We start from the raw sequence: 25159 nt of genomic DNA on the forward strand, positions 1-25159 counted from the left end.
GGAGAGGTCAGACGCCGATTAGCGCGCGAGAACGACGATGGTGTGTCAAAAACATGCGCAAAGTGTAGTGACGAAAGTGCGCGAGTCAAGTGAGGGGGGCGCATTGTTATCAACGTGTGAACAGGTGGTAGTAATTCCACGTTGCGCCGTTTTCTAATTTCCGTTCTGCTTTCCCGCATGATTGATTCAATTTCTGAAGGCGCCGGTGCGCCAGTTGATTTGAAGCGAACCCGCCGGAGAAAAGCCATGTCCGTTGATGTCACCAAAGTGGATCGCCTGCCGCCGCACTCGGTCGAAGCGGAGCAGGGTGTGTTGGGTTGCGTCCTGTTGTCGCCCAACGAATGCCTGGGCGAGTGCATCGGGAAATTCAAGAAGGGCGGAGAGGAGTTTTACGACCTGCGTCATCAGTCGGTTTACCAGGTGCTGGTGGAAATGTACGATCAGAAGGAAGCGGTGGATCTGATCACGTTGCAACAACGGCTCAAGGACAAACAGCAATTGGAGCAGGTCGGCGGCCTGGCGTATCTGTCATCGCTGCCCGACGCCGTGCCGTCGGCCGCCAACCTGAGTTACTACCTGGACATCGTGTGGGAGAAATTCATTTTGCGGAAAATGATCCAGACCTGCACGGACGTGGTCGGCCGGGTTTATGATCACGAGGGCGACGTGGATGAACTGCTGGATGAGGTGGAGCGGGACATTTTGCACATCAGCGAAGCGCGGGTGGAAGCTAGCGAGAATACCATCAAGGAACTGGTCAACCGCGCCATCACGACGATTGAGGATTTTCATCAGCGGCAGGGGAAGCTTACGGGCGTGGGCACGGGCTTTGTGGACCTCGACAAGCTGACCAACGGTTTGCATCCGGGTGAAATGATTGTCATCGCGGCGCGGCCGAGCATGGGCAAGACGTCGCTGGCCATGAACATCGCGGAGCATGTGGCCATCGATCTGAAATTGCCGGTGGGCGTGTTCAGCCTGGAAATGACGGCGGATGCCTTGGTCCTGCGACTGTTGTGTTCGCGTTCGCGGGTCAATTTGCGAAACATTCGCGAAGGATTTTTGGCTGAAAGAGATTTCCCCAAACTCACGGGCACGGCCGGAAAGTTGTCCAGCGCGCCGCTGTTCATCGACGACACTTCCGCGCTGTCGATTTTGCAATTGCGGGCCAAGGCGCGGCGGATGCACCAGCAGTACGGCGTGAAGCTCTTTGTGGTTGACTACTTGCAACTGCTCCATTCTACTGCGCGCCGGGCAGAAAACCGGCAGCAGGAAATTGCGGACATTTCCAACGGCATCAAGGCGCTGGCCAAGGAACTGAAAGTTCCAATCATTGTTCTGAGCCAGTTGAATCGCGAGATGGAGCGGGACAAGAACCGCAAACCGAGGTTGTCGGATTTGCGCGAGTCCGGCGCGATTGAACAGGATGCAGACCTGGTAGGTTTGCTCTACAAACCCAGTGGCGGGGATGACGACGATGCGAGCACCAGTGATGAGCAGGATGCCGTACCGTTAAACCTGTTGATTGCCAAGCAACGCAACGGTCCGACCGGCGATGTGAATTTAACGTTTCTTAAATCCTTTACGCGATTTGAAAGCGCCGCCAAAGTGAGTGACGACGATGTGCCGATGGCCAATTAGACGATGAAATTGTTGCTTCGCTACGGGGCGCCCATTTGGGTGCTGCTCTTCGTTTGGTTGCCGCTCGGCTCGGCGCAAACTGCCCCCGGCCTCCGCATCAAAAAGATTGAGATCAAGCACATCGGCCCGCCGGCCGTCAGTGAACAACTGATCAAGTCCAACATCCGCGTCAAAGAGGGCGATCCCTATCTCCGCACCAGCGTGGATGATGACGTCCGGAATCTCTACACCACCGGCTATTTCTACAACATCCGGGTGGCGGACAAGATCGAGTCCGACGGTGTCGTACTGACCTACATCCTGCAAGGCAAGCCGCGCCTGACGGCGATAAAATTTGAGGGGAACAAGAAGTACAGCAATGAGAAACTGAAGAAGAAACTCACGTCCAAGGAAGGTGAACCGCTGGACGAACGAAAATTGTTCGTGGACAGCCAGGAGATTCAGAAGATGTATCAAAAGGCCGGCTACCCGCGCACGGAGGTCAAGGCGGTGCCGAGCATTGACGAGGCCACGGGCCGGGGCACCGCCACGTTTCAGATCAAGGAGAGCCGTAAAGTGAAAATCAAAGCGGTGGCGTTCGAGGGGGCACAAGCCTTCACCCAAAAAAAACTGCGCAAGCAGATCAAGACCCGCAAGCACTGGATGTTCTCCTGGATCACCGGCAGCGGCGTCTTCAAGGATGAGCAGTTTGAAGATGACAAGGAAAAGCTGGCGGAGTTTTACCGCAAAGAGGGCTACATTGATTTTGAAATCAAGGAGGTCAAATTAATCACGCCGAGTGAACGCACCATGGAAATTCATTTCGTGATTTACGAAGGCAAGCGTTACAACGTCGGCGCGGTGGCCTTCAAGGGCAACACGGTTTTTAACACGAGCGCGCTGACCAATGGCCTCCGGCAACTGCATTTTTTCAACCGCCGTAAAGGCAAGGCCGGAGCGCATGGACTGGAAATGGACGTCGGCGATATATTTACTCCCGACGGACTCACCAAAGACATTGAGGCGATTGAAGATTATTACGGCGCCCAAGGCTACATCGACGTCAAGCAATCCACTGGCAATCTGAAGGTCACCAAGATTCCGAATACCGAGACCGGCACCATGGACCTGGAGTTTCAGATTGAGGAGGGACAGAAATCCTACATTGAAAAAATTGAAATCAAGGGCAACACCAAGACCAAGGACAAGGTCATCCGTCGCGAGCTGGCCGTCTCACCGGGAGAGGTGTTCAACACTGTGCGCGTCAAGTTGAGCAAGCAGCGGTTGGAGAACCTGCAATTCTTCGAAAAGGTGGACACGCGTGACGAACCGAGCGACGCGGGCCCCACGCGCAAGAATCTAACGGTCGGCGTCGAGGAAAAAAGCACCGGTAATGTCACCTTCGGCGCGGGCTTCAGTTCCGTGGACAACATCGTCGGTTTTGTGGAGGTCACACAAGGCAATTTCGATTTGTTCCGTCCGCCGGTGTTCACGGGTGGCGGACAGAAGTTCCGGTTGCGGGTTCAGTACGGTGCGCAACGGCAGGACTACGTCTTGTCGTTTGTCGAACCGTGGTTTCTGAATCGGAAACTGGCGTTGAGCGTCGATTTGTACCATCGCGAACTGAGTTTTCAGAGTCTGGAGAATTTGTATGACGAAACCCGCACGGGGATGCGCCTCGGCTTGACCCGCGCGCTGTGGAGTGATTTCCTCATCGGCGGCATCAGTTATACCATTGAAAACGTCGGCATCGTCAATCTGGCCCGGCCGAACCGCTCCACCGACACCAACGGTGTGGTAACGCTTCAAGATCGGATTCCGCCGAGCATCCGGGCCGAGGAAGGCAACGCCCTGGTCTCCAAGATCGGCGCCTCGGTGGCGTATGACACCCGCAACAGCAATCTGCTGCCCAACAAAGGCGGACGCACGGAACTGCTGGGTGAAGTGGCCGGCGGCCCGTTTGGCGGCGAAAAGGATTTTTACAAATTGGAACTCAAGTCCACCTGGTACTTCAAAGGTTTCTTTGAAGGGCATGTTTTGGAATTGTCGGGACGGACAGGCGTCGCCGGCGGTCTGCAGGGCGACCCAGTGCCCTTTTACGAGCGCTGGTATCTGGGCGGCATTGATTCCTTGCGCGGTTTCAGATATCGGAGCATCTCGCCGCGTGATCCCGGGTTCAAGGAACCCATCGGCGGCAACACCTACTGGCTCGGTTCGGCGGAATACAGCGTGCCGATTATTGAACGTTTGCGCTTCGCCCTGTTCTATGACATCGGCGCTGTGACCGCGGACTCTTATGATTTCCAATTCAGCAACTATAGTGACAACTGGGGATTGGGGCTTCGTCTCAACCTGCCCATCGGGCCGCTGCGCCTGGACTACGGCATCCCGATCACCCATGACCAGTTCAACAGCGGCACCGGCCGCTTCCAATTCAGTGTTGGTTATACGCGCCCCTTCTGATTTAATTCCCGCATGAAAACATTTTTGAAAACCATCCTCCCGGCCTTCGCGCTCACCGTGCTGCTGGCCGGCTCGGCGTCCGCTCAAATCAAAATCGCCACCATCGATCTGCGGAAGACGTTTGATGGCTACTGGAAAACCAAACAGGCCGATGCCGCGCTCAAAGACCGGGCAGCGGACATGGATAAGGAACACAAGAAATTGATGGAGGAATACACCAAGGCGAAGGAGGATTACCAAAAGACCCTCACGTCCGCCAACGACTCGGCAATTGCGACCGAGGAAAAAGAAAAACGCAAAAAATCGGCGGAGACAAAATTGCTGGAAATCAAGGAAAAGGAGCAGGAGATCACCACGTTCCGAACTCAGGCGCGCACCACTCTGGATGACCAGAGACGGCGGATGCGCGAGGACGTCCTGAAGGAAATTCGCGAAGCCATCAACGGCAAGGCCAAATCCGCCGGTTATTCACTGGTAATTGATACGGCGTCGGAAAGTTTCAACAACACTCCCATCGTGATGTTTTCCAATGGCGAAAACGACATCACCGACGTCATCCTCTCCCAATTGAACGCCACGGCTCCCGTCGAGCTTCCCAAACCCGCCGAGAAAAAAGACGAGAAGAAACCGGACGAAAAGAAAAAATAACGTCAGTCACGCGCCCGGGCGGGTGACAGGCGGCGTCCGTTTACTCAACTCTGGCTCAACCGCTTCTTCGGCGCGTCGAACAACAGCTCGTGGGCTTCCATGAGAAGCGCCGGAATCTGCTGCGCGAACGGGCTGCGGCTCAGACTCCGCCCGAGATTCAACTCCGCCACCTTCGCCGCGTTTTCACCGGGAAACCAGTGATCGCCCTGGCCAAGCAGATTGTAGCGCATCCGGCCCCACGCCACCAGGTCGAGCGACTTCGCATAAGTCCACAACCGCAGGATTTCGAGCAAATTGATCTCGCCCGGCACCTCCACATATTGCGGCAACCCCTCGAACCATCGCCGGCACCAGTCGGCACCCAGCGCACGATGCATTTCCGCCCGCAAACGTTTTTCTATTGGTGCAATCGTTTCCACGATCCGGTCGTAATAGTCGAGCGCCCGGATGTGTTCATCGAAGTCGCCTGGCCTGGAAGCCCCGCAGCTCAGGGTGTGGACTTGTGGCCGCGCGAGACAGTAAAGGTCGTTGAACTGCATCGGCGTTAATGGGGCGCACAGTTCAACCAGTTTTTTTGGCGGCTCATATAATTTCCCGCCTTTGTCGTTCGGGCTGATGATGAACACGCCCATGTCGCGGGCGTGCGCCGCCTCGATCGCCGGCCAGTTCAGATCGTTGACGAAATACCAATGCACATTGAGATAGTCGAACTCGTCGCTGTTCACCGCATCCAGGATGATGTCCGTGGTGGCGTGGGTGGAAAAGCCGAGGAAACGGATGCGCCCTTCCTTTTGCAATTTGCGGGCGGCAGCCACACAGCCATTCTGCTTGAGTGCGTGGTTCAGAAATTGACGATTGTTGACGCCGTGCAAAGCCAGCAAATCGACGTAATCGAGCCGGAGATATTTCATCGATTGGTCAAAGGTCTTCAGGAAATCCTCGGCGCGTTCCATGGGGGGTACTTTGGTCTGCACGATGATTTTGTCGCGCGGCAACGTGGGCAGGACATTCCCAAGCTGCATCTCGGACGTGCCGTAACCGCGCGCTGTTTCGATGTGATTGATCCCTAATTCCACGGCGCGTCGGATGGTGGCCTCCAGATTTTCCTGATTCGCGCGCGGAATTTCGCGGGGCTCGACATCCTGCCATTTGAACTGGTAGCGCATGCCGCCGCAGGAAAAGACGGGCATCGCCAGTTCCGTGCGCCCGAAACGTCGGTATTGCATCGGGCGAAAATAGGTCAGGCGGGTCACGTTCGCAACGCTGGAGAACCGTCGCCCAGCAGGTAAAAACTCGCCCGGTGAAATTCTCTAAAGTGTCGTTGACACACCGACGGACAAGGTCTAGTCTGCCTCGGTATTTTAACCCGTTTTAACACGAGCCATGTTGATTAAGATTTGTTTAGCGATCGCCATTGCCGCCGGCCTTTTCGCTGCCGGCCTCAGTTTCGTGAAGGTAAAGGAAAAGATTACGACCATCATGGCCGAGCGCGACAGTGAGCGCACGCAGAAGGAGGCCGCCCAAAAGGAGCTGGCCGAAACCAAAACGAAATTGGACACCACGACCAAGGACCTGGCCAAGACCAAAGAGGAGTTGACCACTACCAAGGACAGCCTGGAGAAGGAAACTGCCAAAGCCACCACTCAGGAAAAACGGGCCAACGGGCTGGCGGAGGAATTGGCCAAAACCAAAACGGAGCGGGACGACGCCCAGGCCGATCTGGCTGCGTGGAAGGCGTTGGGAATACCCGTCAATCAGATCAAGGTCTTGATCGCCAACCTCAAGGAAACACAGGAGAAACTGGAAGCCTTGACGGCGGAGAAGAAAATCATTGAGCGTGAACTCGCCAGAACGAAAAGTGAACTGGCCAGATATTTACCGGGTTGGGAGCCGCCGCGCTTGCCGGAAGGACTGAAAGGCAAAGTCTTGGTGGTCGATCCGAAGTGGGAATTCATCGTTCTGGATGTCGGTGAAAAACAAGGCGCGAAGGAGGATGGTGAACTGTTGGTGAATCGCGCCGGCCGGCTGGTCGCTAAAGTGCGGATCAAGAACGTTCAAACGGATCGCTCCATCGCCAACGTTCTGCCCGGTTGGAAGCTGGGCGACGTGATGGAAGGCGATCAGGTTTTTCCCGGATTATGAAGCGCCCCGTTCCCATCAGTCTGCGTTGGGCTGGTCTGGTTTTGTTGCTCGCATGGGTGGCGCTCGGGGGCAGTGGATGCGCCAGCACAGAGCCGGAAAACCTCTCTGCCAGACCATGGAACTCGCCGAAAGGCTGGGAGAATGGCTTTCCCGGATTCGTGAACGAAGGACGTTAAGCGGAAGCGGTCGGGCGTTTCGTTACTTGGCAAATTCCACACAGCGGGTTTCACGAATCACCACAATCCGGATTTGGCCCGGGTACTGCAATTTCTCCTCGATTCTCCGGGCAATGTTTCGCGCCAGCGCGAAAGCTTCGTCATCGTCAGCCCGGTCCGGTTCGACGAACACGCGCAATTCACGGCCCGCCTGAATGGCGAAGCATTTTTCCACGCCCGCAAACGACCGGCCGATGTTTTCCAGGTCGCCCACGCGCTTCAGGTAAGTGGTCATCGTCTCGGAGCGCGCTCCCGGTCGCGACGCGCTGATGGCATCCGCCGCGCTGACCAATGTTCCCAACGGACCGATTGGCGGGACTTCGTTATGGTGGGACGCCACGCCATTGACCACCGCGTCGCACTCCCCGTAGCGCTTGATCAATTCCGCGCCGACGATGGCGTGCGCGCCTTCCACTTCATGACTGACTGCCTTGCCGATGTCGTGCAGCAGCCCGGCCCGCTTCGCCTGGGCGATGTCGAGGCCCAACTCCGCCGCCATCAATCCCATCAGGTGCGCGACTTCCACGGAGTGGTCGAGGACGTTTTGAGAGTAACTGTGTCGAAAGCGCAATCGGCCCAGCAGTTTGACAATCTCCTGATGCATCGGCGGCAGGCCGGCCCTGAGCACGGCCTCTTCACCGGCGCGGATGATGGTTTCATCCATTTCCTGGGTGACTTTGGCGACGATTTCTTCGATGCGGGTCGGGTGGATGCGTCCGTCGAGAATCAAGCGCTCCATCGCGCCGCGGGCGATTTCGCGCCGCACCGGATCAAAACCGGAAAGCACCACCGCGTTGGGGGTGTCATCAATCAGCACAGTGACGCCGGTGGCGGCTTCAAAGGCGCGGATGTTGCGGCCTTCCCGCCCGATGATCCGCCCTTTGATTTCATCGCCGGACAACGCCACGGTCGCGGTGCTGATTTCAAAGGAGTGTTCGCCCGCGTAACGCTGAATGGCCAGGCTGATGATGCGCCGCGCCTTTTCTTCCGCGCGGGTCTGGGCTTCCTCAAGAATATGATGGCTCAGGTTGCTTGCCTCGCGCAATGCCGCCTGCTCCGCTTCCTTCATGACCCACGCGCGCGCCTCGGCTTCACTCATGCGTGAGAGGGCCTGTAATTGTTCGCGCCGTAAGCGCGTCAGTTCGTTCAGCTCTTGTTGTCGGGTTTCCAGCGCTTGCGCCTTTATTTCAAGAGCCGCCATTTGTTCGCGCAACGTTTTCTCCGCCGCCACCACGCCTTCCAGTTGGCGATTGATCAGGGCATCGCGCTCATTGAGGCGGTGCTCGAGTTCGTTCAGTTCCTGCCGTCGAGTGATGAAGGAGTGTTCGGTCTGTTCGCGGAGTTTGAGCGCTTCTTCGTTGGCGCTCAGACGGGCTTCGCGCAAGAGGGCTTCGGCCTCGCGGCGCGCAGCTTCGATGCCGGTCTGCGCTTGAAGGGATCGCGACGCCTCCCAACTGTGATGTTTCCACCACAGCAGGAGATAACACAACCCGGCGCCGCCTGCGAAAAAGGCGACACCTTCCGCCCAGATATTGGCCACCAAAATCATTCCAAAACCGCGCGCCGGCTGCCGACCTTCTGCCAACGCGTCGGGGTCAAGATGCAACTTAAACGTATGTCATGCGGCTCGACTGGGATTGTGCCAATGATCTGTTGATCGAAAGCCACTCCGCACGTCGTTCCGTGATGATTCGCCAGCCACCGGTCATAAAATCCTTTTCCCCGGCCCAACCGGCGTCCATTCAGGTCGAATCCTACACCCGGAACCAGAATCAAGTCCAGCCGGTTTAATGGTATTTCGGGACACGGGTCAGCAGGCTCGCGCACGCCAAACTGTCCGGGTTGAACCTCTTTGGCCGGTTCCCGAATCACGCGCGCGACAAAACGATTCTGATCGGGGACAAAACGAGGCAGGGCGATCGTCTTGCCGGCGGACAAGCCGTCCGCAACCAGCGGCCAGACATCCGGCTCATCCGGCAGCGGCGCGTAAAACAGAATGGCTCTCGCCTGCTGCCAAACTTCCTGCTGTTCCAATCGCGCACAAATCCGTGCGGAAGCGACTGTTCTTTCATCGGGTGACAGTTGCCGTAGCTTCGAGCGAACTTCGGCTCGGAGCGCCGTTTTCAATTCCTGAATCGGGGCGCTCATTGCTTGTGCGCTTGCCCGCTCAACTTGGCTTCGGCAATCAACGCGCGCCACTTCTCCACCCGCTCCTTGATTTTCTTTTCTGCGCCTTGATCCGTCGGTTCGTAATAACGTTTGACGGCGCCCAAGTAATCCTGGGGTACGAAATGACCGGGGAAAGTGTGCGCGTATTGATAACCCTCGCCATGTCCCAATTTTTTCGCGCCCGCATAATGTGCGTCGCGCAAGTGTTCCGGGACGGCCAGCGTGCGCCCAGCTCGGACATCTTCCAGCGCCGCGTCAATGGAGGTGATGCTCGTGTTGCTCTTGTTCGCGGTGGCGATGTAGATGGCGGCCTCGGCAATCGGAATCCGCGCTTCGGGCCAGCCGATGAACTCTGCCGCTTGATGGGCTGCATTCGCCAGGATGAGCGCCATCGGGTCGGCCAAACCCACGTCTTCGGCGGCGCAAATGACGATGCGCCGTGTGATGAAGCGCGGGTCTTCACCGGCATGAATCATTTTGGCCAGCCAATACAGTGTCGCGTCAGGGTCGCTGCCACGCATCGATTTGATGAACGCCGAGATGGTGTCGTAATGCGCGTCGCCATCGCCATCATAGACAATGGCCTTGCGCTGGATGCTTTGTTCGGCAACGGCCAGATTGATGTGAATCACACCGTCCCGGTCCGGTTCGGTGGTGAGGGCGGCAATTTCCAACGCGTTCAATGCCTTCCGCGCATCGCCGTCGGAAATTGTGGCCAGGTGTCGCAAGGCATTTTCGTCCGCGTGAATTTTCAGATGGCCCAGACCGCGCTCGGAATCGACGAGCGCCCGCTTAATCAGTTCACAAATCTCCTTTTCCGTCAACGGTCGCAGCTCAAAGATCTGAGAGCGCGATACCAGCGGCGAGTTGACGAAGAAGAAAGGATTGTGGGTTGTCGCTCCAATGAGGCGGACATTGCCGTTCTCCACGTCGGGCAGGAGGACATCCTGTTGCGCCTTGTTGAAACGGTGGATTTCGTCGATGAACAAAATTGTAGCCTGGCCGGTGTTGGCCAGGCGATTGGCTGCCGCCGAGAGAACCCGCCGCATGTCGGCCACGTTGGATTCCACCCCGCTCAATCGCTCAAACTTGTTCCTGGTCTGGCGGGCGATGATTTGGGCGAGTGATGTTTTGCCGGTGCCGGGCGGGCCGTAAAAGATCAGGGACTGGATGCGGTCGGATTCGATTGCGCGTCGTAACAACTGTCCGGGGCCGAGCACGTGCGTTTGCCCGACGATTTCCGCGAGATTGCGCGGACGCATCCGGGCTGCCAGCGGCGTGGCAGAAAATGGCTTCGTTTCTCCGGCGGTCGGAGCGCCAGTCGTTTCGGGCGGGGGCGCAAACAAATCATCCCGTGACATGCATATCATTTACCAGTTGTGTGCGGGTTTACCAAAAACAAAAAAGCCCGACTTTGATGGTCGAGCTTCAACTTGATTCTACCTTGGGCAACAAAAAAATACCCCACCGTAATGCCGTGTGTAACAGTTCCTTTGAACTACTAGGGAACAGGTGGAACCCGATCGATTGTTTTCGACTTCCAGTGAAGGCCTGTCGGCCATAACCGAAATAGAGGCTCCGTGTTTTTTTAACTACGGTTCAAGGACTTTGTTGCTGATCACGAACATGGCAGGGTAAATCCAAAGTCATTTCCAAAGAACGCGGCGGTGGGAGCGGATTCTCTAGTTCAATATCCCAATCGCCCTTGCTGGATAAAGTTTGAACCGGATGTCGCCATTTTACAAGCTGGATTTTCAAAAATCTGCGCGCGGTTCTTAGGCAGGGTCGATTGCTTGATGATGTGAAGCCGGGTGCTTATCCGTGGCTTCGTTTTTTTAAGCGCTTTTGTCACCCTTCCATGGTAAGAGTGATCCATAGTTCGTGTTAATGTGCTTGATTGGCCTGAGAGTAGCTCAGGTTTGAAGCAATGCAGATATGCGACCTTGGCGCGAGCCGTGACGCGTGGTTGATAAGTTTTGACTGAAGCTGGCATGAGAAACCTGCAAATCATAAGGCGACCATTCCGACCCTTCGCCTTGGCTGGATTGGGCCTTCTGATGGCGTTGAACGCTCCTGCGGCTGGCACCGTCACCGTCTGTAACGAAGCGAGCTTGGACGCGGCATTGACCAATGGCGGAACGGTGGCATTTGCTTGCGACGGCACGATCACCATCACCTCTACAAAAGTAATTTCTTTGGACACCGTCTTGGACGCCACCGGCCACACGGTCGCGATCAGCGGGAACAACTCCGTCCGCCTTTTCACCGTCAACCCGGCGGTCAACCTCTCCGTTTATAACCTGACGCTGGTCAACGGTCGGAGCACCAATGGCGGCGCCATCTACAACAGTGGCACGTTGGTTGTATCCAACAGCGCGCTCTCCGGAAATTCGGTCAGCAACTCGGCTAGCGGATTAGGAGGCGCCATTTACAATAATAATCTCGCCACTCTCATCGCAGTGAACTCCAGCTTCTTCAATAATGGTTGCCGGGGAGGCGACGGGGCGAACAACACGGCGGTCAACGGCACCGGTTTCCCCGGCCAGGTCGGTGCGGGTGGCGGCATTTACAATGACGCCGGAAACATCAGTGTGACCAATTGCACTTTCGCAGGCAACACCTCGACCGGAGGCCGCGGCGGTAATGGCGGCGACGCTTTTTTGATCCTGCCGGCAGGCAACGGCGGGGCCGGAGGCGCGGCCGCTGGCGGTGCGATTTCGATTGGGGGTGGAGTGTTGACTGTCGTTAACAGCACCTTTGTCAGCAATAGTTGCGCGGGTGGCAACGGAGGCACCAACGGCAACGGTGGCGGTGGCGTCCGCGGCAACGGCGGCGATGCCAGCGGAGGCGCCATCGACCACAGCGGGATTTCAGCAAATTTGATCAATGCGACTTTCTTCGGCAACGGATGCACTGGTGGAACCGGCAATACCAATGGAAATCGTTTGGGAGGAAATCTTCGGAACGGCGCCGCCAGTTTGATGACGTTGAAGAACACCATCGTGGCTGGAAGTTCCGCCGGCACCAACGCTTCCGGCGCGATCACTGACGGCGGAAACAACATCAGTTCAGACCTGAGTTGCAATCTTACCAATGTCGGCAGTTTGAATAATACGGATCCTCGCTTGGGCCCGTTGGCCGATAATGGCGGCCCTACGCTCACCAAGGCATTGCTGCAAAACAGCCCGGCCATTGATGCCGGTAACAGCGCCGTCGCTCTGCCGACTGATCAGCGCGGCTCTCCGCGATTTGGCGCGTGCGACATTGGCGCTTTCGAAATGACGCCGCCCACAATTCTTTCATCCGTCTATCTTCCGAATGGTCACCTGCGTTTGCAATGTTCTGGAGTCATCGGCCCAAGCTACTTCATTCACGCCTCAACGAACCTGGCGAGTTGGGTGCAGTTGACGGATTTAGTCCCACTCACCAACCGGATCTTTGACATTGAAGATGCGAATGCTTCCAACTTTTTGATTCGGTTCTACCGGTTGCAGGCTCACTAGCTGGTTCTTGCGCGCAGCAGGATTGTAACGGGTCCGCGCTCATCGGCAACATCAGCCCACGGCGCTGAAATTCCGATAGCGCCTCTTATCGGCCCGCCTACTTTGAATCCAATTTGGACGCGTCAAAGTTGGGATTGGGCTGCGGCATCTGCGCCGCGACTTGTTTGCGCCAGGCATGGAGTTGCTGACGCAGCTCCTCCGCTTGGGCTGGCAACGAGGCCGCCAGATTGTTCTGTTCACTCAGATCAGTCTTGAGGTTGTAAAGCTCCACATGATTGTCCTCGAGGAACTCCAGGAGTTTAAATTCGCCCGCCCGGACGGCGCTGACGGGTGTCGTGGTCGGATAATAGTGCGGATAGTGAAAGTAAAGCGCGGCGCGCGAAGAATGTGCAGCCGGTGACCTGAGCAACGGCATGAGACTGACGCCGTCGTCTGGCGCATCCGTAGTTTTCATTCCGGTTATTTCGAGCAGGGTTTTGAATAGATCGGTGCTGACAACCGGCTCGTGACAAATTGCGTCCGCCAGCGTCACACCCGGCCAGCGAATGATCAGCGGCACGCGGAGGCCGCCTTCGTAAAGCGCCCCTTTGCCCGACCGCAACGGATAATTGTCCGTAACAAACCTGCCGCTCGAATCCTTGAGGTAACCGCCATTGTCGGAGGTGAAGATGACGACAGTGCGGTCGGCCAGATTGCGGCTTGCCAGCCGCGCGAGGAGACGACCGACGCTCTCGTCCAGGCTTTGAATCATCGCGGCGTAACTGGCGTTCTCATGATGCATCTGCGGCGAAATCTTCTTGGCGAAGTGCGCCACCAGGTCGGACTTGGCCTCAATCGGCGCGTGCGGCGCATGATGGGCCAGATAAAGAAAGAAGGGCCGTCCCTGCGCGCTGTCGATGATCTTCAACGCCTCATCGGTCAGCCGGTCCGTCAGGTATTCGCCGGACCGACCAAACTCCAAATGCGGTACATAACGAAACTCGCCGCCAAAATGCTGGCTGCCGCGATACGGATAAAAGTAAGTTTGCGGCGCGCCCCAGTGGGTGCCGCCGATGTTGATATCGAAGCCGTGTGTCTCCGGATAAAACGCCGCCTCGCCCAGATGCCATTTGCCGACCAGCGCCGTAAGATACCCGGCGGACTGGAGCGTCTTGGCCACGGTCGTTTCCGTGTGCGGCAGATTCGCCACGGTCACGGGCGGAATGAGCTTGCGGTTGCGCGGTGGATTCGCTGCGGCTTCGTACCACGTCGTGAGATGTAATCGCGCGGGGTGTTTGCCAGTCATCAAACTGGCGCGGGTGGGTGAACAGACGGGTGCGGCGGCATAGGCGTCGGTAAACCTGACGCCCTGGCGCGCCAGCCGGTCAATGTTGGGTGTTTCGTGCAGGTCGCCGCCGTAACAACCGACGTCCGACCAGCCCAGGTCGTCGGCGAGGATGAACAGAATGTTGAGTGGTTTCGGAGCGGCACCGTGGAGCCGACCCGGGATCAGCCACAGCCCACAGCCGATGCACGCTGATAGGAGGGCCAGCCAGTTTCTCCAGCTTTTCCGAAACACAAACGCTTTATTCATGATTGCCAATGACCGTATCGGGGTCTCGCTGGCTTGCAAAGCATGGAAACCCTGGCTTAAGAATCCATCCGGTTGCCAAATCATCATCTGCACTCAACAGCTTGTGCTGTCCCCGGCGGCCAAGGCCGAAGTCCATTCCTTGAGGGTCAATCCGTGGTTGGAAACATTCCTGTTGGCGGCGCTTGCCTTGAACACGCGGCTTGAACGCTTCAAAACATTAACGCTTCAACGCTCGCCGGTTCCAAGCTAAACTGGCCGGGCGATGTCCGACACGCTGGTCATCAACGAAATCTACCTGAGCTTGCAAGGCGAAAGCACATTCGCCGGGCTGCCGTGCGTGTTCGTCCGACTCACCGCTTGCGACTTGCGTTGTTCCTATTGCGATTCCGCCTACGCGTTCAAGAAGGGGACGAAGATGACGCTGGAGGAAGTGCGCTGCGCGATTCAGCGGCTGGCGAAACCGTTCGCAGACCGGGCATCACGCGTTACGAGTCACGCATCACGCCTCCCCCTCGTCGAACTTACCGGCGGCGAACCGCTCTTGCAGCCAGAGGTTCTTCCGCTGATGAAAGCGCTGTGTGACGATGGCTTTACCGTGTTGATCGAGACCAGCGGCGCGCATGACATTTCGAAGATCGACCCGCGCGTCCGGCGGATCATGGATTTGAAATGCCCCAGCAGCGGCGAGGTCGAGCGCAATCGCTGGGCGAATCTGCCGCACCTCAAGAACACTGATGAAATCAAGTTCGTCATGGGAACGCTGGAAGATTACGGCTGGGCGAAACAAAAAATCGTGGAGCACAAACTCGATTCCGTTTGTCCCATCTTATTCTCGTGGGTGGAGCCGCTGACACGAGCGCAACAGGACAACTCGTTGAAGGCAGTTCCCGCCGGCCAGACGCCGATCTCGCGCCGCGAACTGGCGGAGAAAATCATCGCCGACGCGCTGCCGGTGCGGTTTCAGGCGCAACTGCACAAAGTCATCTGGCCGCCCGACAAACGAGGAGTGTAGCCGCCGGCTTGAGGAGGCGGAATACCACATGACTACAAACCAAGTTCTCGCCCAACTCCGCGCTTACGAATCGCGCAACGTCACGTTCATCGAACCGGACGGCTCGTGGCCGATTGTCTGGGAGCGTGCCGATGGAGTTCACGTTTGGGATACCGAAGGGAAAAAGCATCTCGACCTCACGGCCGCGTTTGGAGTTGCCGCGGCGGGACACGCCAACCCGCGCGTGGTCAAAGCCGGTCAACGTCAAATGGCGAGACTGTTGCACACGATGGGCGACGTTCATCCTCACGCGTTGAAAGCGGAACTGGCGCGCGAATTGAGCCGGATTACGTTCGAGCGTTGGGGGAGGATAAACCCGAAATCCGAAATCCGAAATCCGAAATCAGGCAAAAGCATTTTCTGCAACTCCGGTTTTGAAGCGGTCGAGGCCGCGCTTAAAACTGCGCTGCTCGCCACGAGCAAACGCGGCATCCTTGCATTCGAGGGCGCGTATCACGGACTCGGCTACGGCGCGCTCAACGCCACGCATCGCGACCATTTCCGCGCGCCGTTCCGCTCGCAACTCGGAAAGTTCGGACATTTCGTTCCGTTCCCCGTAGCCGCCGACGTGAGGCTCACTTCCGAAAATCCGAAATCTGAAATCCGAAATCCGAAATTTTCAGAGCCTCCTGACGTCGGCTGCCACGAAATTGAAAGGATAATCCGCCGCTTGTTACACCGCGAGAAAATCGGTGCAATTCTCGTCGAACCGATTCAAGGGCGCGGTGGTATCAACATTCCGCCGCCGGAATTCCTGCCGTTATTGCGCCAGCTTTGCGACGAGCACCGCGCCCTTTTGATCCTCGATGAGATTTACACTGGGTTTGGGCGCACGGGAAAATGGTTCGCGTGCGAACACACGCAGACTATTCCCGATTTGATTTGCCTTGGCAAAGCGTTGACCGGCGGATTCCCGTTGTCAGCGTGCGTTGGGCGCACAAAGATCATGGATGCGGCGTGGCCGGTGTCCACAGGCGAAGCAATTCACACGAGCACGTTTCTCGGCCATCCCGTCGGCTGCGCAATGGCGCTGGCGCAAATCGCCGAGATCAAACGGTTGAAACTCGTCGAGCGCAGCGCCCAACTGGGGAAGGCTCTGCTGGCGCGTCTCAACTCCATTCACGGTTCACGTTTCACGGCTCGCGCCCGCGGCCTCGGCCTGATGGCAGGTTTGGAACTCGGCCGCGCTGATGGCTCGCCGGCGACAACCGAGGTTTCGCGCGTCATCAAAGCGATGCTGCATCGCGGTTTCATTCTGTTGCCGGAGGGCGAGCATGGCAACGTGATCAGCTTCACGCCGCCACTGACGATTACAGAGACGCAGTTGTCCGCGACGGTGAAGGAATTGGGAAAATGTTTAACCGCAGATTGACTCAAATGAACGCAGATAGAACCCTTCATTCAGGAGCCTGGCTTCGGCCCATCTGCGTCAATCTGCACTGCTATACTGGAAAGTATTGTTGGCGTGACAAAGTTTTTGTGAGCGGCACTTCTTCCTCTCTCCACGACGCAGGAGTGGGGAGAGGACCGAGGAGAGGGGCAATCCAAAAACAAACGCCCCTCCTCTCCCCGGCCCTCTCCTCCATCCGATGGAGGAGAGGGAGAAGGTTTTGTTGCGGCTCGGCCGCGCTGCGTTCATCTGCGGTTTCAATTCCAATCCGATGAAACTCAGCGAAATGCGCGAACTGCTGAGCACGCGGGGAATCCGGCTGACGAAATCCCTCGGCCAGAATTTTCTGCACGACGGCAATCAACTTCGCCGCATTGTCGCCGCCGCCGAATTGACCAAGTCTGACAAAGTCTTGGAAATCGGGCCGGGACTGGGGCCGTTGACGGAGTTGTTGTTAGCGCAGACCGGCGAGGTCCTGGCGATTGAAAAAGACCGGCGGCTGTTCGAGTTTCTACAAGAGCACTTTTCTAGCGCGAAGAACCTGAGCTTATTGCGCGACGATGCCTTGGACTATTTGCAACGGGAACCGCGTGATTGGAGCGACTGGAAACTCGTTGCCAACCTGCCCTATTCCGTCGCTACGGCAATTCTCGTGGAACTGGCGCAATGTGAACGTGGCCCACAGCGGATGGTCGTAACATTGCAGCTTGAAGTGGCGCAACGACTCGTGGCGCAGGCGGGCAGCCACGCTTACGGAGTGCTCGCATTGCTGATTCAATTGCGATACGACCCGAAGGACCATTTCAAGATTCCAGCGAGTTGTTTTTTTCCGCAACCTGATGTTGATTCAGCCTGCGTCACTTTGATTCGGCGATCCCGGCCACTCCTGACAAGCGAGCAAAGCGAAACATTTACAAAAATTGTCAAACGCGCGTTTTCGCAGCGTCGCAAGATGATGTTCAAACTGCTGAAGCAGGACTGGCCCGAGGAAAGACTAACGGCCGCATTCACCGCACAGCAAATTTCGACCGGGGAACGTGCCGAAGAATTGTGCTTGGAAGAATTCGTCGCGCTGGCGGAAAAACTTGATTAAGGTTTGCGGGCACATCTCAAGTTTTTCGAGCTGTGTTATCTCAAGCAGACCGAACGAGCATTCGTCAGTTGAAATAATTACGATCACTTCGTCTTCACCGCAGATGAATTAGTATAGGGACTCCAATGCAATTTTCTAAAATCCTCGTAATTGAAAGATTCCACGTGGCCGTTTACAAAGGCGACGTGCATTTGATAATGGCGGCGTGTCGCAGCCATTTCTGGTCCACCTGCGGCATTCCATCCTGCGTCACTCTCAAATAACAGAACGGTTTCCGGCTCGATTTCGGCGCAGTCTTTTAGCCCGTCAAGATTGCGATTCATCGCATAACTGCAAGTTTGTTTCTTGGGAGCAGCACGACAATGAAAGCTGGCTTTGTTCGTGGACTGGATGGCATCGCACCATCGGCTCGCAGGAGGAAACAGGTCGTCGTGATCGCCTGTGTAGATTCTAAGTTCCAAGGCGAGCTCTTTCATGTTGTTCATGCAACTCATGTCATCGGCCATGGCTTGCGCCGCACGAAACGCTGAAATTATCGTGAAAACACAAAACCCAAAAACGCAGGAGGAAAAAATCAGACTGAAGATCGCTTTGCGAAAAGCTGTCTTGCTGGCGCCGTCATTTCTAATTCGAATCAAAGCCCTGATGGAATAAATTATCGCCGGCAAGGATGTGATACCGCAAATGATACTCGCGACTCCAAGCATCAAGGCGTCTTTGGCCAGCTTCTCAGCTTTCGACTGCGTGACTGGCGGATCATCAGGCATGAAAAGACTTCTACGCCTCCACAAAACTAAGGCCAAGAACAATCTCTTTACCACCAGCGTTGAAGCTCGCATACAATTTTTTGCGAACTTCTTTATTCTTGTGTTGTCCGATAAGTTACTTGGACAGTTGATTATGACAGAAGAAATCTTTGACGTCGTCAACGACCGGGACGAAATCATCGGCCGGCAAACGCGCCGCGAGGTGCATGGGCTCGGTTTGAAACATCGCGCTGTTCACGTGCTGGTCTTCAATGCGCGCGGCGAGGTCTTCTTGCAAAAGCGGTCGCTGAAGAAAGATTGCTTTCCAGGCAAATGGGATTCGTCGGCTTCCGGCCATCTGGACTGCGGCGAAACTTACGACGCCTGCGCAGTCCGCGAACTCCGTGAGGAGATCGGCCTTGAAATCCAAACGCCACTGAAGCGACTCTTCAAGATCGACGCGTGTGCTGACACCGGTCAGGAATTCGTCTGGATTTATCGTTGCGAGGCAGAAGGCCCGTTCACTTTGCACCCGGAGGAAATTGAGCGTGGGGACTGGTTCACGCCGGCGGCCGTCAAGCAATGGATGTTGGAACGTCCGGACGATTTCGCCGGCGCGCTGTTGCTGATTTGGAAAAGGCTGACCACGGATGAACGAGGATAAAACCGGGTTCGATAAGTCTTCGAAATCGAAGACTGTTCCCGCACTTGACGCCTCCGCATTCGTTCGTTAGGTTGCGCTGCCAGTTAAAAATTTATGCAAAATTTTCTTGTTCCGATCGTGGTTGAGCAGACAGGACGCGGTGAGCGCAGTTGGGACATTTACTCGCGCCTGCTCGTGGACCGCATCATTTTTCTCGGCACGCCGATTGACGACATGGTTTCCAATATCATCATCGCCCAGTTGCTATTTCTGCAAATGAGCGATCCGAAAAAGGACATTCACCTTTACATCAATTCCCCGGGAGGCAGCGTTTCCGCGGGGTTGGCGGTTTACGACACGATGCAGTTTCTTACGTGCGACGTGAATACATACTGCATCGGCCAGGCGGCGAGCATGGGGGCGGTCCTGCTCTGCGGCGGCACGAAAGGCAAACGCTACGCGCTGCCGAACTCGAACATCATGATTCACCAACTGTTGGGCGGTGCGGAAGGCGCGGCGAGCGATGTCGAAATCCGCGTCAAATATATGCTCAAGCTCAAGCAGCGGCTCAACTCCATCCTCGCCAAACACACGGGTCAAACGGAGGAAGCGGTGGAAAAAGCGTGTGACCGCGACAATTTCATGACGCCTGACGAAGCGAAGGAATTTGGGTTGGTGGACGAGGTCGTCGTTTCGCGAAAGCAAGTCCCTGGGTTGCCGGATAAAACATCGGTGGTTGCCTGATGCACGCTCAGCCTTCACCCATCAACTGACCAACCCTCCGTGGCGCGCCCGACCAACATCACACTCTGCAGCTTCTGTGGGAAATCGCATGCCGAAGTTAGAAAGCTGATTGCCGGGCCGGGCGTTTACATCTGCGACAGTTGCGTCATTTTTTGCAAAGGCGTACTCGACAAGGAACTGGCGGCGGACACGCGCAAACAGATGCCGCGAATCAACATTCCGAAGCCGTCCGCCATCAAACACCTGCTCGACCTTCACTGCATTGGCCAGGATCACGCCAAGAAGACTCTGGCGGTGGCCGTGCATAATCACTTCAAGCGTATTCTCCAGGAGCCCCCCGTCCGCGCCGGCAAAGGGGAGAACGACGAGTTGTCGGCGAATCGCCATGCCGAGGTCGAAATCGAAAAGAGCAACATCCTGATGATCGGCTCGACCGGCTCCGGCAAAACGTTGCTGGCCCGCACGCTCGCCCAGATTCTCGATGTGCCGTTTGCCATCGCCGACGCGACCACGCTCACCGAAGCCGGTTACGTGGGTGAAGACGTGGAGAACATCATTCTCCGTTTGCTGCAGAACGCGGACTACGACGTGAAGCGCGCCCAACGCGGGATTGTTTATATCGACGAGATCGACAAGATCGCGCGCAAGACCGAAAACGTTTCCATCACCCGCGACGTTTCCGGCGAAGGCGTGCAACAGGCATTGCTGAAGATCTTGGAGGGAACGGTCTGTAACGTTCCGCCCCAGGGCGGCCGCAAACATCCGCAACAAGAATACATCCGCGTCGATACGCGCGACATTTTGTTCATTTGCGGCGGCGCATTCGTCGGTCTCGAGAAAATAATTCACCGGCGGCTTGGCCATCGCGTCATGGGTTTCAGTGCAGTGGAGCGAACGCGCGAGACGGAGGCAGTAGAACGCCGGGAAATCCTTGAGTGGGTCGAGCCGGAAGATTTGCTCGGTTTCGGTTTTATTCCGGAGTTCATCGGCCGATTGCCGATGGTGACGGTGCTGGCGGAGCTGACCGAGGACCAGTTGGTCGCCATCCTGACCGACACCAAGAACGCGCTCACCAAACAATTCGCCAAGCTGATGGCGATGGAAGGCGTGGAATTGGAGTTTTCAACCGACGCCCTGCGGGAATTGGCCGTTCAAGCCATGAAGAAAGGAACGGGAGCGCGCGCCCTGCGCGGTTTGCTGGAGAAGCTGATGCTCGACGTGATGTACGACGTGCCCAACAGCGGTGACGTTCTCACCGTCAACATCACGCGCGCCGCCGTGTTGGGCGAGGCAAAGCCACTGGTTCGTCGCAAGCAGGACAAGGCGGCGGCGTGAAACGTGAAACGTGAAGCGTGAAACGTGAAGCGTGAAACGTGAAACGTGAAACGTGAAGCGTGAGAACGACTTGAGCGGTGAAGCCCCGTTTCACGCATCACGTTTCATTCCCCGATATCTTCATTCCAAAGTTCAGGACGAGCTGCGATGAAATCGCGCATGAGTTGGATGCACGCCGCGTCTTGTAACACCTCCACGACCACGCCCTGCGAGCGCAAATAATCTTCCGGCCCTTTGAACGTCACGTTTTCGCCAACGACGATGCGGGGAATCTTGTAGAGCAACGCCGCGCCGCTGCACATCGGGCAGGGTGATAGTGTCGAGTAAAGCGTGCAGCGTTCATAGACCGACGCCTTGAGCCGGCCCGCGTTCTCCAGACAATTCATCTCTGCGTGATGGATGCTGCTGCCGCGCTGCACACGCTGATTGTGTCCACGCCCGATGATGTTCCCGTCGCACACCAGTACCGAGCCAATGGGAATGCCGCCTTCGGCCAAACCTCTCCTCGCTTCCTCAATCGCGGCTTGGAGAAATGCGTCCACAAGTAATCTTTCAGCGGTGGTCGGCGACCGCCGCTACAATTCAAATCGCAGCGGCGATGGCGTCGCCCATCTCGCGCGTGCCGATTTTGCGGGTGTTTTCCTCGCTCGCGCTGAAAATGTCGCCGGTGCGGTTGCCCGCGTTGATGACTTTGGTCACGGCGGCTTCAATCGCCGCCGCCGCGTCGCTCAAGCCAAAGGTGTGGCGAAGCATGAGCGCGGACGACAGGATTTGCGCAATCGGGTTCGCCAGGTTTTTGCCGGCGATATCCGGCGCGGTGCCGCCGGCGGGTTCGTAGAAACCAAAAGTGTTTCCGCCGCTCGTCGCGCCGAGACTGGCACTGGGCAACATACCGAGCGAACCGGCCAGCGCCGCCGCTTCGTCACTCAAAATGTCACCGAACATATTCTCGCAAAGCATCACATCGAACTGCGCCGGGCGGAGCATGAGTTGCATCGCGCCGTTGTCCACGAACATGTGTTCCAGCGCCACGTCGGGATATTGCCCGCCGACGCGCGTGACGACCTCGCGCCACAGCACGCCGTTCTCCAGCACGTTCGCCTTGTCAATGCTGGTGACCTTTTTGCGGCGCGACTGCGCGGCTTGGAATGCGACGTGCGCGATGCGCTCAATTTCCGGCGTGGTGTAAACCATGGTGTCAATCGCTCGGTGACCACCGGGAATTGCCTCCGTCCTTTTCGGCTGGCCGAAATACAGGCCCCCCGTCAACTCGCGCACGACGAGGATGTCAATACCGTTGCCCTGGCGTTCCTTGGCAAGCGGACAGGCGTGGGCGAGGGCTTTGGGAAGTTTCACCGGACGCAGATTGGCGAACAGGCCGAACTCCTTGCGAATGCGGAGCAACGCGGCGCGTTCGGGACGTTCCTCCTTCGGAACCGTCGAGTCGCGGTCGGGCAAACCGACTGAGCCGAACAAAATCGCAGCGGAGTTCTTGCACAGCGTGAGCGTGGCGTCTGGCAGGGCCTTGCCGGCGGCGTCAATTCCCGCCCACCCAACGGGCGCTTCGGTGATATCGAGTTTGAATCCAAATTTGTTTTCTGCACAATGGAGAACCCTGATGGCTTCGCGCATGACTTCCGGGCCGATGCCGTCGCCGGCCAACGCTGCGATTTTGAAATTTTTCATGGATAAATTTGCCGCGGGAATTGGGATGCTAATGATTCGGCGCGTCCTGGCAAAGGAATTTTGCAACACAGGATAAGCCAGGGGCCGCAGCGCGTTAGTACCCTGACACCATGTTTACGCTGACCATGCGGGGCGCGATGCGGGCGAGTTCTTTTCCATTCTTGTCGTACACAATGCCGAGCAATTGATGCGCGCCGGGCGTGGCCAGATCGCCCGGCCATTGCGCCGTCATGCGCCGGAAATTGCCTTCAGGTTCAAACGTCTCCAGTTTTCCTGGATACTCTCCGAGGGTTGAACCATTCAGGCCGATGATCCGGAAGATCACCTTGCCGATCTGGTCGGATTGGTCCGGCGGCAGCGCCAGGTAACCGGTGACTTGTGGTTTCGTGTTCTGTCCCCAAGCGGTGTCGCAACGCATCGGCAGCATTACCGGGCCGCACGCTTTCCAGTCGGCGGGTTGGAGTTTGTCCACGAGCTGGATCTTGCCCAGACTGGCGGGTTGCTGGACGGACAATGGGCTGCCATAGACGAAGGAACGAAAAATGCGCGGACCGCCGTCGCTGTAACAAAGCTCGGCGTCGAGCGCGATGATTTCATTCAGCTTTGGTTTGAAGTTCGGAAAATTCGCCCACGGCAATTTGAACTCCACATCCATCCCCACCTTGGTGCGGCGCGCGCCGACCTGGACTCCGGTTTTGGGAATGGCTTGGAGAAAACCAGGCCGCAGACAGAAGCGCGGTTGCACTTCCGCCATTTTCAAACCGCTCCAGTAGCAATGCACCGCGCCGGGATTTGCATTCGTGGGCCACGCCTGGCTGCGAAAGTCGGCGTTTTGCCGCGTGTCGAAATACCATTCCACCGCGTCGCCTTCCCAGAGATGATTGTCGTCGGCGCTGCTGAATGGTTTGGTGTCCAGCGTGCGGAGGCCGGCGTAAAAAGCCTCGTCGTCCCACATGTAAAAGAACTGCGCGGCGCGGTTTTTCAAATCCGCGTTGAAATATTCGACCGGCGTGCAGAACGCGCCTTTGAATTCGGTGAGATCGCCGTCGATCTTCATGTTGGCGGGTGCGCGCGTCGCCAGGCCGCGCACGCCAGGCGCCAGTCGGTTGCGGTCGGCGGCAACTGCGCTGATCCAACTGCTGAGCGCGATGGAAGCGACGATGACGGCCTCCAGGAGTTTGATGAGTGAACGATTATTTTTCATGGGTCAGGAATCGCGGCCATTTAGACGACCCGCCATGCGTCGCGCAAGCGGAAAAACCGGAATCGAGTTAGCGGGAGGCTAACCGGTCTTCACCGCGTAATTGATGCTCATGATGCCGCCCAGCAGATTGATGATGCGCACCTCCTTGAACGGCATCCGGCGCATCCTGGCGGCCACGCCCTGTTGGGCGGGAAAACGTTTCAACGATTCCAAGATGTAAGCGTAGGTTTGCGCATCGCCGAAAAAAACCCGGCCAAATAGAGGCACGAACATTTTCAAATAAGCGAAATACAGCCCGCGCCAGCAGGCGTTGTCCGGCTTGCCAAAATCCAGCACCAGCACGCGCCCGCCGGGTTTGGCCACGCGGCACATCTCGCGCAGACCCGTTTCCCAACTCGCGAGATTGCGCAGGCCATAACCGATGGTGACAATATCGAAGCTTGCGTCGGGAAAGGGGATGTGCTCCGCATCGGCCTGAATGAATCGAAGAGGTTCAAGGCCGTTTGTTTGATTCACCGCCGGACCAAGTGCCAATTCCCGGCCAAGCTTTACGGCGACCTCCAGCATCGCGGCGCTAAAATCGAGTCCCACGACTGCGGCACCGCGCCGGGCGAGAGCCAATGCAACATCGCCTGTGCCGCAACACAGGTCGAGGGCGCGCTCGGCAGGCTGCGGGTTGGCACGCTGAATGAGTCGCTTTTTCCACCAGCGATGCAGGCCGCCGCTTTGCAGGTCATTGATGAGGTTGTAACGGGGCGCAATCGTGGTGAAAAGTTCCTTCACCCGTGCGGCGCGCTGCATTCCCGGCTCGTAAAACTTGTTGGTCATCTGCCCGGAAGATTAGCACAGTGCCGGAAACGAAACGACGATAACCATGGGTTTTGGGTGCCGCTAAATGGGGGTTAAAGAAAAGACACGGCCTGGCAAAAAACGA

At 57.0% G+C, this 25159-nt stretch carries 21 protein-coding genes and 1 other RNA gene; 11 read left to right on the forward strand and 11 right to left on the reverse strand.

Annotated features, from left to right (window positions below; all coding sequences use genetic code 11):
- The first annotated feature begins 177 nt into the window (after positions 1–177).
- Genes dnaB through HY298_04170 form a run of 3 tightly spaced genes read left to right on the forward strand, consistent with a single transcriptional unit; the run spans position 178 to position 4731 of the window.
- On the forward strand, positions 178–1641 hold the full coding sequence (dnaB, locus tag HY298_04160) for a replicative DNA helicase (protein ID MBI3849473.1): 1464 nt from the start codon (positions 178–180) through the stop codon (positions 1639–1641).
- 3 nt (positions 1642–1644) lie between these two features.
- Positions 1645–4083 carry an outer membrane protein assembly factor BamA gene (bamA, locus tag HY298_04165; GenBank protein ID MBI3849474.1) on the forward strand — a complete coding sequence of 813 codons (2439 nt, stop codon included), beginning with the start codon at positions 1645–1647 and terminating at the stop codon, positions 4081–4083.
- 12 nt (positions 4084–4095) lie between these two features.
- Positions 4096–4731: an OmpH family outer membrane protein gene (locus tag HY298_04170; protein ID MBI3849475.1), complete on the forward strand. Its 636-nt coding sequence runs from the start codon at positions 4096–4098 to the stop codon at positions 4729–4731.
- A 44-nt stretch (positions 4732–4775) separates the two neighbouring features.
- Here the strand turns inward: HY298_04170 and HY298_04175 are convergent, their stop codons facing one another.
- Positions 4776–5957, reverse strand: a complete 1182-nt coding sequence (locus HY298_04175; protein ID MBI3849476.1) for an aldo/keto reductase — start codon at positions 5955–5957, stop codon at positions 4776–4778.
- Between the two features lie 157 nt (positions 5958–6114).
- Between HY298_04175 and HY298_04180 the strand changes: the two genes are divergently transcribed.
- On the forward strand, positions 6115–6873 hold the full coding sequence (locus tag HY298_04180; protein MBI3849477.1) for a hypothetical protein: 759 nt from the start codon (positions 6115–6117) through the stop codon (positions 6871–6873).
- Between the two features lie 198 nt (positions 6874–7071).
- On the opposite strand, the gene rny is transcribed toward HY298_04180, so the two are convergent.
- The 4 genes from rny to ssrS form a co-directional block, all read right to left on the reverse strand.
- Positions 7072–8637 (reverse strand): ribonuclease Y, encoded by a 1566-nt coding sequence (gene rny, locus HY298_04185; protein ID MBI3849478.1) that lies wholly within the window; start codon positions 8635–8637, stop codon positions 7072–7074.
- The gene (locus HY298_04190) at positions 8634–9236 is read right to left on the reverse strand and encodes a 5-formyltetrahydrofolate cyclo-ligase (protein MBI3849479.1); all 603 of its coding nucleotides are present in this window, start codon (positions 9234–9236) and stop codon (positions 8634–8636) included. The genes rny and HY298_04190 overlap by 4 nt, the downstream gene beginning before the upstream one ends.
- Positions 9233–10618, reverse strand: coding sequence for a replication-associated recombination protein A (locus HY298_04195; GenBank protein ID MBI3849480.1), 1386 nt, complete (start codon positions 10616–10618; stop codon positions 9233–9235). The genes HY298_04190 and HY298_04195 overlap by 4 nt, the downstream gene beginning before the upstream one ends.
- A gap of 96 nt (positions 10619–10714) precedes the next feature.
- Positions 10715–10896: non-coding RNA, 6S RNA (ssrS, locus tag HY298_04200), on the reverse strand.
- A gap of 352 nt (positions 10897–11248) precedes the next feature.
- Between ssrS and HY298_04205 the strand changes: the two genes are divergently transcribed.
- The gene (locus HY298_04205; protein ID MBI3849481.1) at positions 11249–12760 is read left to right on the forward strand and encodes a hypothetical protein; all 1512 of its coding nucleotides are present in this window, start codon (positions 11249–11251) and stop codon (positions 12758–12760) included.
- Positions 12761–12857: 97 nt separating this feature from the next.
- On the opposite strand, the gene HY298_04210 is transcribed toward HY298_04205, so the two are convergent.
- Positions 12858–14333 (reverse strand): sulfatase, encoded by a 1476-nt coding sequence (locus tag HY298_04210; protein MBI3849482.1) that lies wholly within the window; start codon positions 14331–14333, stop codon positions 12858–12860.
- A gap of 262 nt (positions 14334–14595) precedes the next feature.
- Between HY298_04210 and HY298_04215 the strand changes: the two genes are divergently transcribed.
- The 3 genes from HY298_04215 to rsmA all read left to right on the forward strand — a co-directional run bounded on the left by HY298_04215 (position 14596) and on the right by rsmA (position 17867).
- A complete protein-coding gene (locus tag HY298_04215; protein MBI3849483.1) occupies positions 14596–15345 on the forward strand; it encodes a radical SAM protein in 750 nt (249 codons plus the stop codon).
- 28 nt (positions 15346–15373) lie between these two features.
- Complete coding sequence (locus HY298_04220; GenBank protein ID MBI3849484.1) at positions 15374–16756, forward strand: aspartate aminotransferase family protein; 1383 nt, start codon at positions 15374–15376, stop codon at positions 16754–16756.
- Between the two features lie 289 nt (positions 16757–17045).
- On the forward strand, positions 17046–17867 hold the full coding sequence (gene rsmA, locus HY298_04225; GenBank protein ID MBI3849485.1) for a ribosomal RNA small subunit methyltransferase A: 822 nt from the start codon (positions 17046–17048) through the stop codon (positions 17865–17867).
- A gap of 83 nt (positions 17868–17950) precedes the next feature.
- On the opposite strand, the gene HY298_04230 is transcribed toward rsmA, so the two are convergent.
- On the reverse strand, positions 17951–18343 hold the full coding sequence (locus HY298_04230) for a hypothetical protein (GenBank protein MBI3849486.1): 393 nt from the start codon (positions 18341–18343) through the stop codon (positions 17951–17953).
- Positions 18344–18767: 424 nt separating this feature from the next.
- On the opposite strand from HY298_04230, the gene HY298_04235 reads away from it, so the two are divergent.
- The 3 genes from HY298_04235 (at position 18768) to clpX (ending at position 21335) form a co-directional block, all read left to right on the forward strand.
- The gene (locus HY298_04235) at positions 18768–19277 is read left to right on the forward strand and encodes an NUDIX domain-containing protein (GenBank protein ID MBI3849487.1); all 510 of its coding nucleotides are present in this window, start codon (positions 18768–18770) and stop codon (positions 19275–19277) included.
- 93 nt (positions 19278–19370) lie between these two features.
- Complete coding sequence (locus HY298_04240) at positions 19371–20000, forward strand: ATP-dependent Clp protease proteolytic subunit (GenBank protein ID MBI3849488.1); 630 nt, start codon at positions 19371–19373, stop codon at positions 19998–20000.
- Positions 20001–20039: 39 nt separating this feature from the next.
- Complete coding sequence (gene clpX, locus HY298_04245; GenBank protein MBI3849489.1) at positions 20040–21335, forward strand: ATP-dependent Clp protease ATP-binding subunit ClpX; 1296 nt, start codon at positions 20040–20042, stop codon at positions 21333–21335.
- Between the two features lie 104 nt (positions 21336–21439).
- Here clpX and HY298_04250 read toward each other — a convergent pair whose 3' ends face one another.
- The 4 genes from HY298_04250 to HY298_04265 all read right to left on the reverse strand — a co-directional run bounded on the left by HY298_04250 (position 21440) and on the right by HY298_04265 (position 25053).
- Positions 21440–21877, reverse strand: a complete 438-nt coding sequence (locus HY298_04250; protein MBI3849490.1) for a nucleoside deaminase — start codon at positions 21875–21877, stop codon at positions 21440–21442.
- A gap of 40 nt (positions 21878–21917) precedes the next feature.
- Positions 21918–23021, reverse strand: a complete 1104-nt coding sequence (gene leuB, locus HY298_04255; protein ID MBI3849491.1) for a 3-isopropylmalate dehydrogenase — start codon at positions 23019–23021, stop codon at positions 21918–21920.
- A 94-nt stretch (positions 23022–23115) separates the two neighbouring features.
- Entirely contained in the window at positions 23116–24225 is a 1110-nt protein-coding gene (locus HY298_04260) for a hypothetical protein (GenBank protein ID MBI3849492.1), read from the reverse strand.
- 78 nt (positions 24226–24303) lie between these two features.
- The gene (locus HY298_04265) at positions 24304–25053 is read right to left on the reverse strand and encodes a ubiquinone/menaquinone biosynthesis methyltransferase (protein MBI3849493.1); all 750 of its coding nucleotides are present in this window, start codon (positions 25051–25053) and stop codon (positions 24304–24306) included.
- Positions 25054–25159 lie beyond the last annotated feature (106 nt).

This window comes from Verrucomicrobiota bacterium (assembly GCA_016200005.1).
Lineage (GTDB): Bacteria > Verrucomicrobiota > Verrucomicrobiia > Limisphaerales > PALSA-1396 > PALSA-1396.

Coding starts and splice junctions, on each gene's coding strand:
- HY298_04180 (MBI3849477.1), top strand. CDS start 6,115: ATGTTGATTAAGATTTGTTTAGCGATCGCCATTGCCGCCGGCCTTTTC.
- HY298_04235 (MBI3849487.1), top strand. CDS start 18,768: ATGACAGAAGAAATCTTTGACGTCGTCAACGACCGGGACGAAATCATC.
- HY298_04205 (MBI3849481.1), top strand. CDS start 11,249: ATGAGAAACCTGCAAATCATAAGGCGACCATTCCGACCCTTCGCCTTG.
- bamA (MBI3849474.1), top strand. CDS start 1,645: ATGAAATTGTTGCTTCGCTACGGGGCGCCCATTTGGGTGCTGCTCTTC.
- HY298_04170 (MBI3849475.1), top strand. CDS start 4,096: ATGAAAACATTTTTGAAAACCATCCTCCCGGCCTTCGCGCTCACCGTG.
- HY298_04210 (MBI3849482.1), bottom strand. CDS start 14,333: ATGAATAAAGCGTTTGTGTTTCGGAAAAGCTGGAGAAACTGGCTGGCC.
- rsmA (MBI3849485.1), top strand. CDS start 17,046: ATGAAACTCAGCGAAATGCGCGAACTGCTGAGCACGCGGGGAATCCGG.
- HY298_04220 (MBI3849484.1), top strand. CDS start 15,374: ATGACTACAAACCAAGTTCTCGCCCAACTCCGCGCTTACGAATCGCGC.
- HY298_04215 (MBI3849483.1), top strand. CDS start 14,596: ATGTCCGACACGCTGGTCATCAACGAAATCTACCTGAGCTTGCAAGGC.
- HY298_04240 (MBI3849488.1), top strand. CDS start 19,371: ATGCAAAATTTTCTTGTTCCGATCGTGGTTGAGCAGACAGGACGCGGT.
- HY298_04265 (MBI3849493.1), bottom strand. CDS start 25,053: ATGACCAACAAGTTTTACGAGCCGGGAATGCAGCGCGCCGCACGGGTG.
- HY298_04230 (MBI3849486.1), bottom strand. CDS start 18,343: ATGAAAGAGCTCGCCTTGGAACTTAGAATCTACACAGGCGATCACGAC.
- HY298_04195 (MBI3849480.1), bottom strand. CDS start 10,618: ATGTCACGGGATGATTTGTTTGCGCCCCCGCCCGAAACGACTGGCGCT.
- dnaB (MBI3849473.1), top strand. CDS start 178: ATGATTGATTCAATTTCTGAAGGCGCCGGTGCGCCAGTTGATTTGAAG.
- HY298_04260 (MBI3849492.1), bottom strand. CDS start 24,225: ATGAAAAATAATCGTTCACTCATCAAACTCCTGGAGGCCGTCATCGTC.
- leuB (MBI3849491.1), bottom strand. CDS start 23,021: ATGAAAAATTTCAAAATCGCAGCGTTGGCCGGCGACGGCATCGGCCCG.
- HY298_04190 (MBI3849479.1), bottom strand. CDS start 9,236: ATGAGCGCCCCGATTCAGGAATTGAAAACGGCGCTCCGAGCCGAAGTT.
- HY298_04175 (MBI3849476.1), bottom strand. CDS start 5,957: ATGCAATACCGACGTTTCGGGCGCACGGAACTGGCGATGCCCGTCTTT.
- rny (MBI3849478.1), bottom strand. CDS start 8,637: ATGATTTTGGTGGCCAATATCTGGGCGGAAGGTGTCGCCTTTTTCGCA.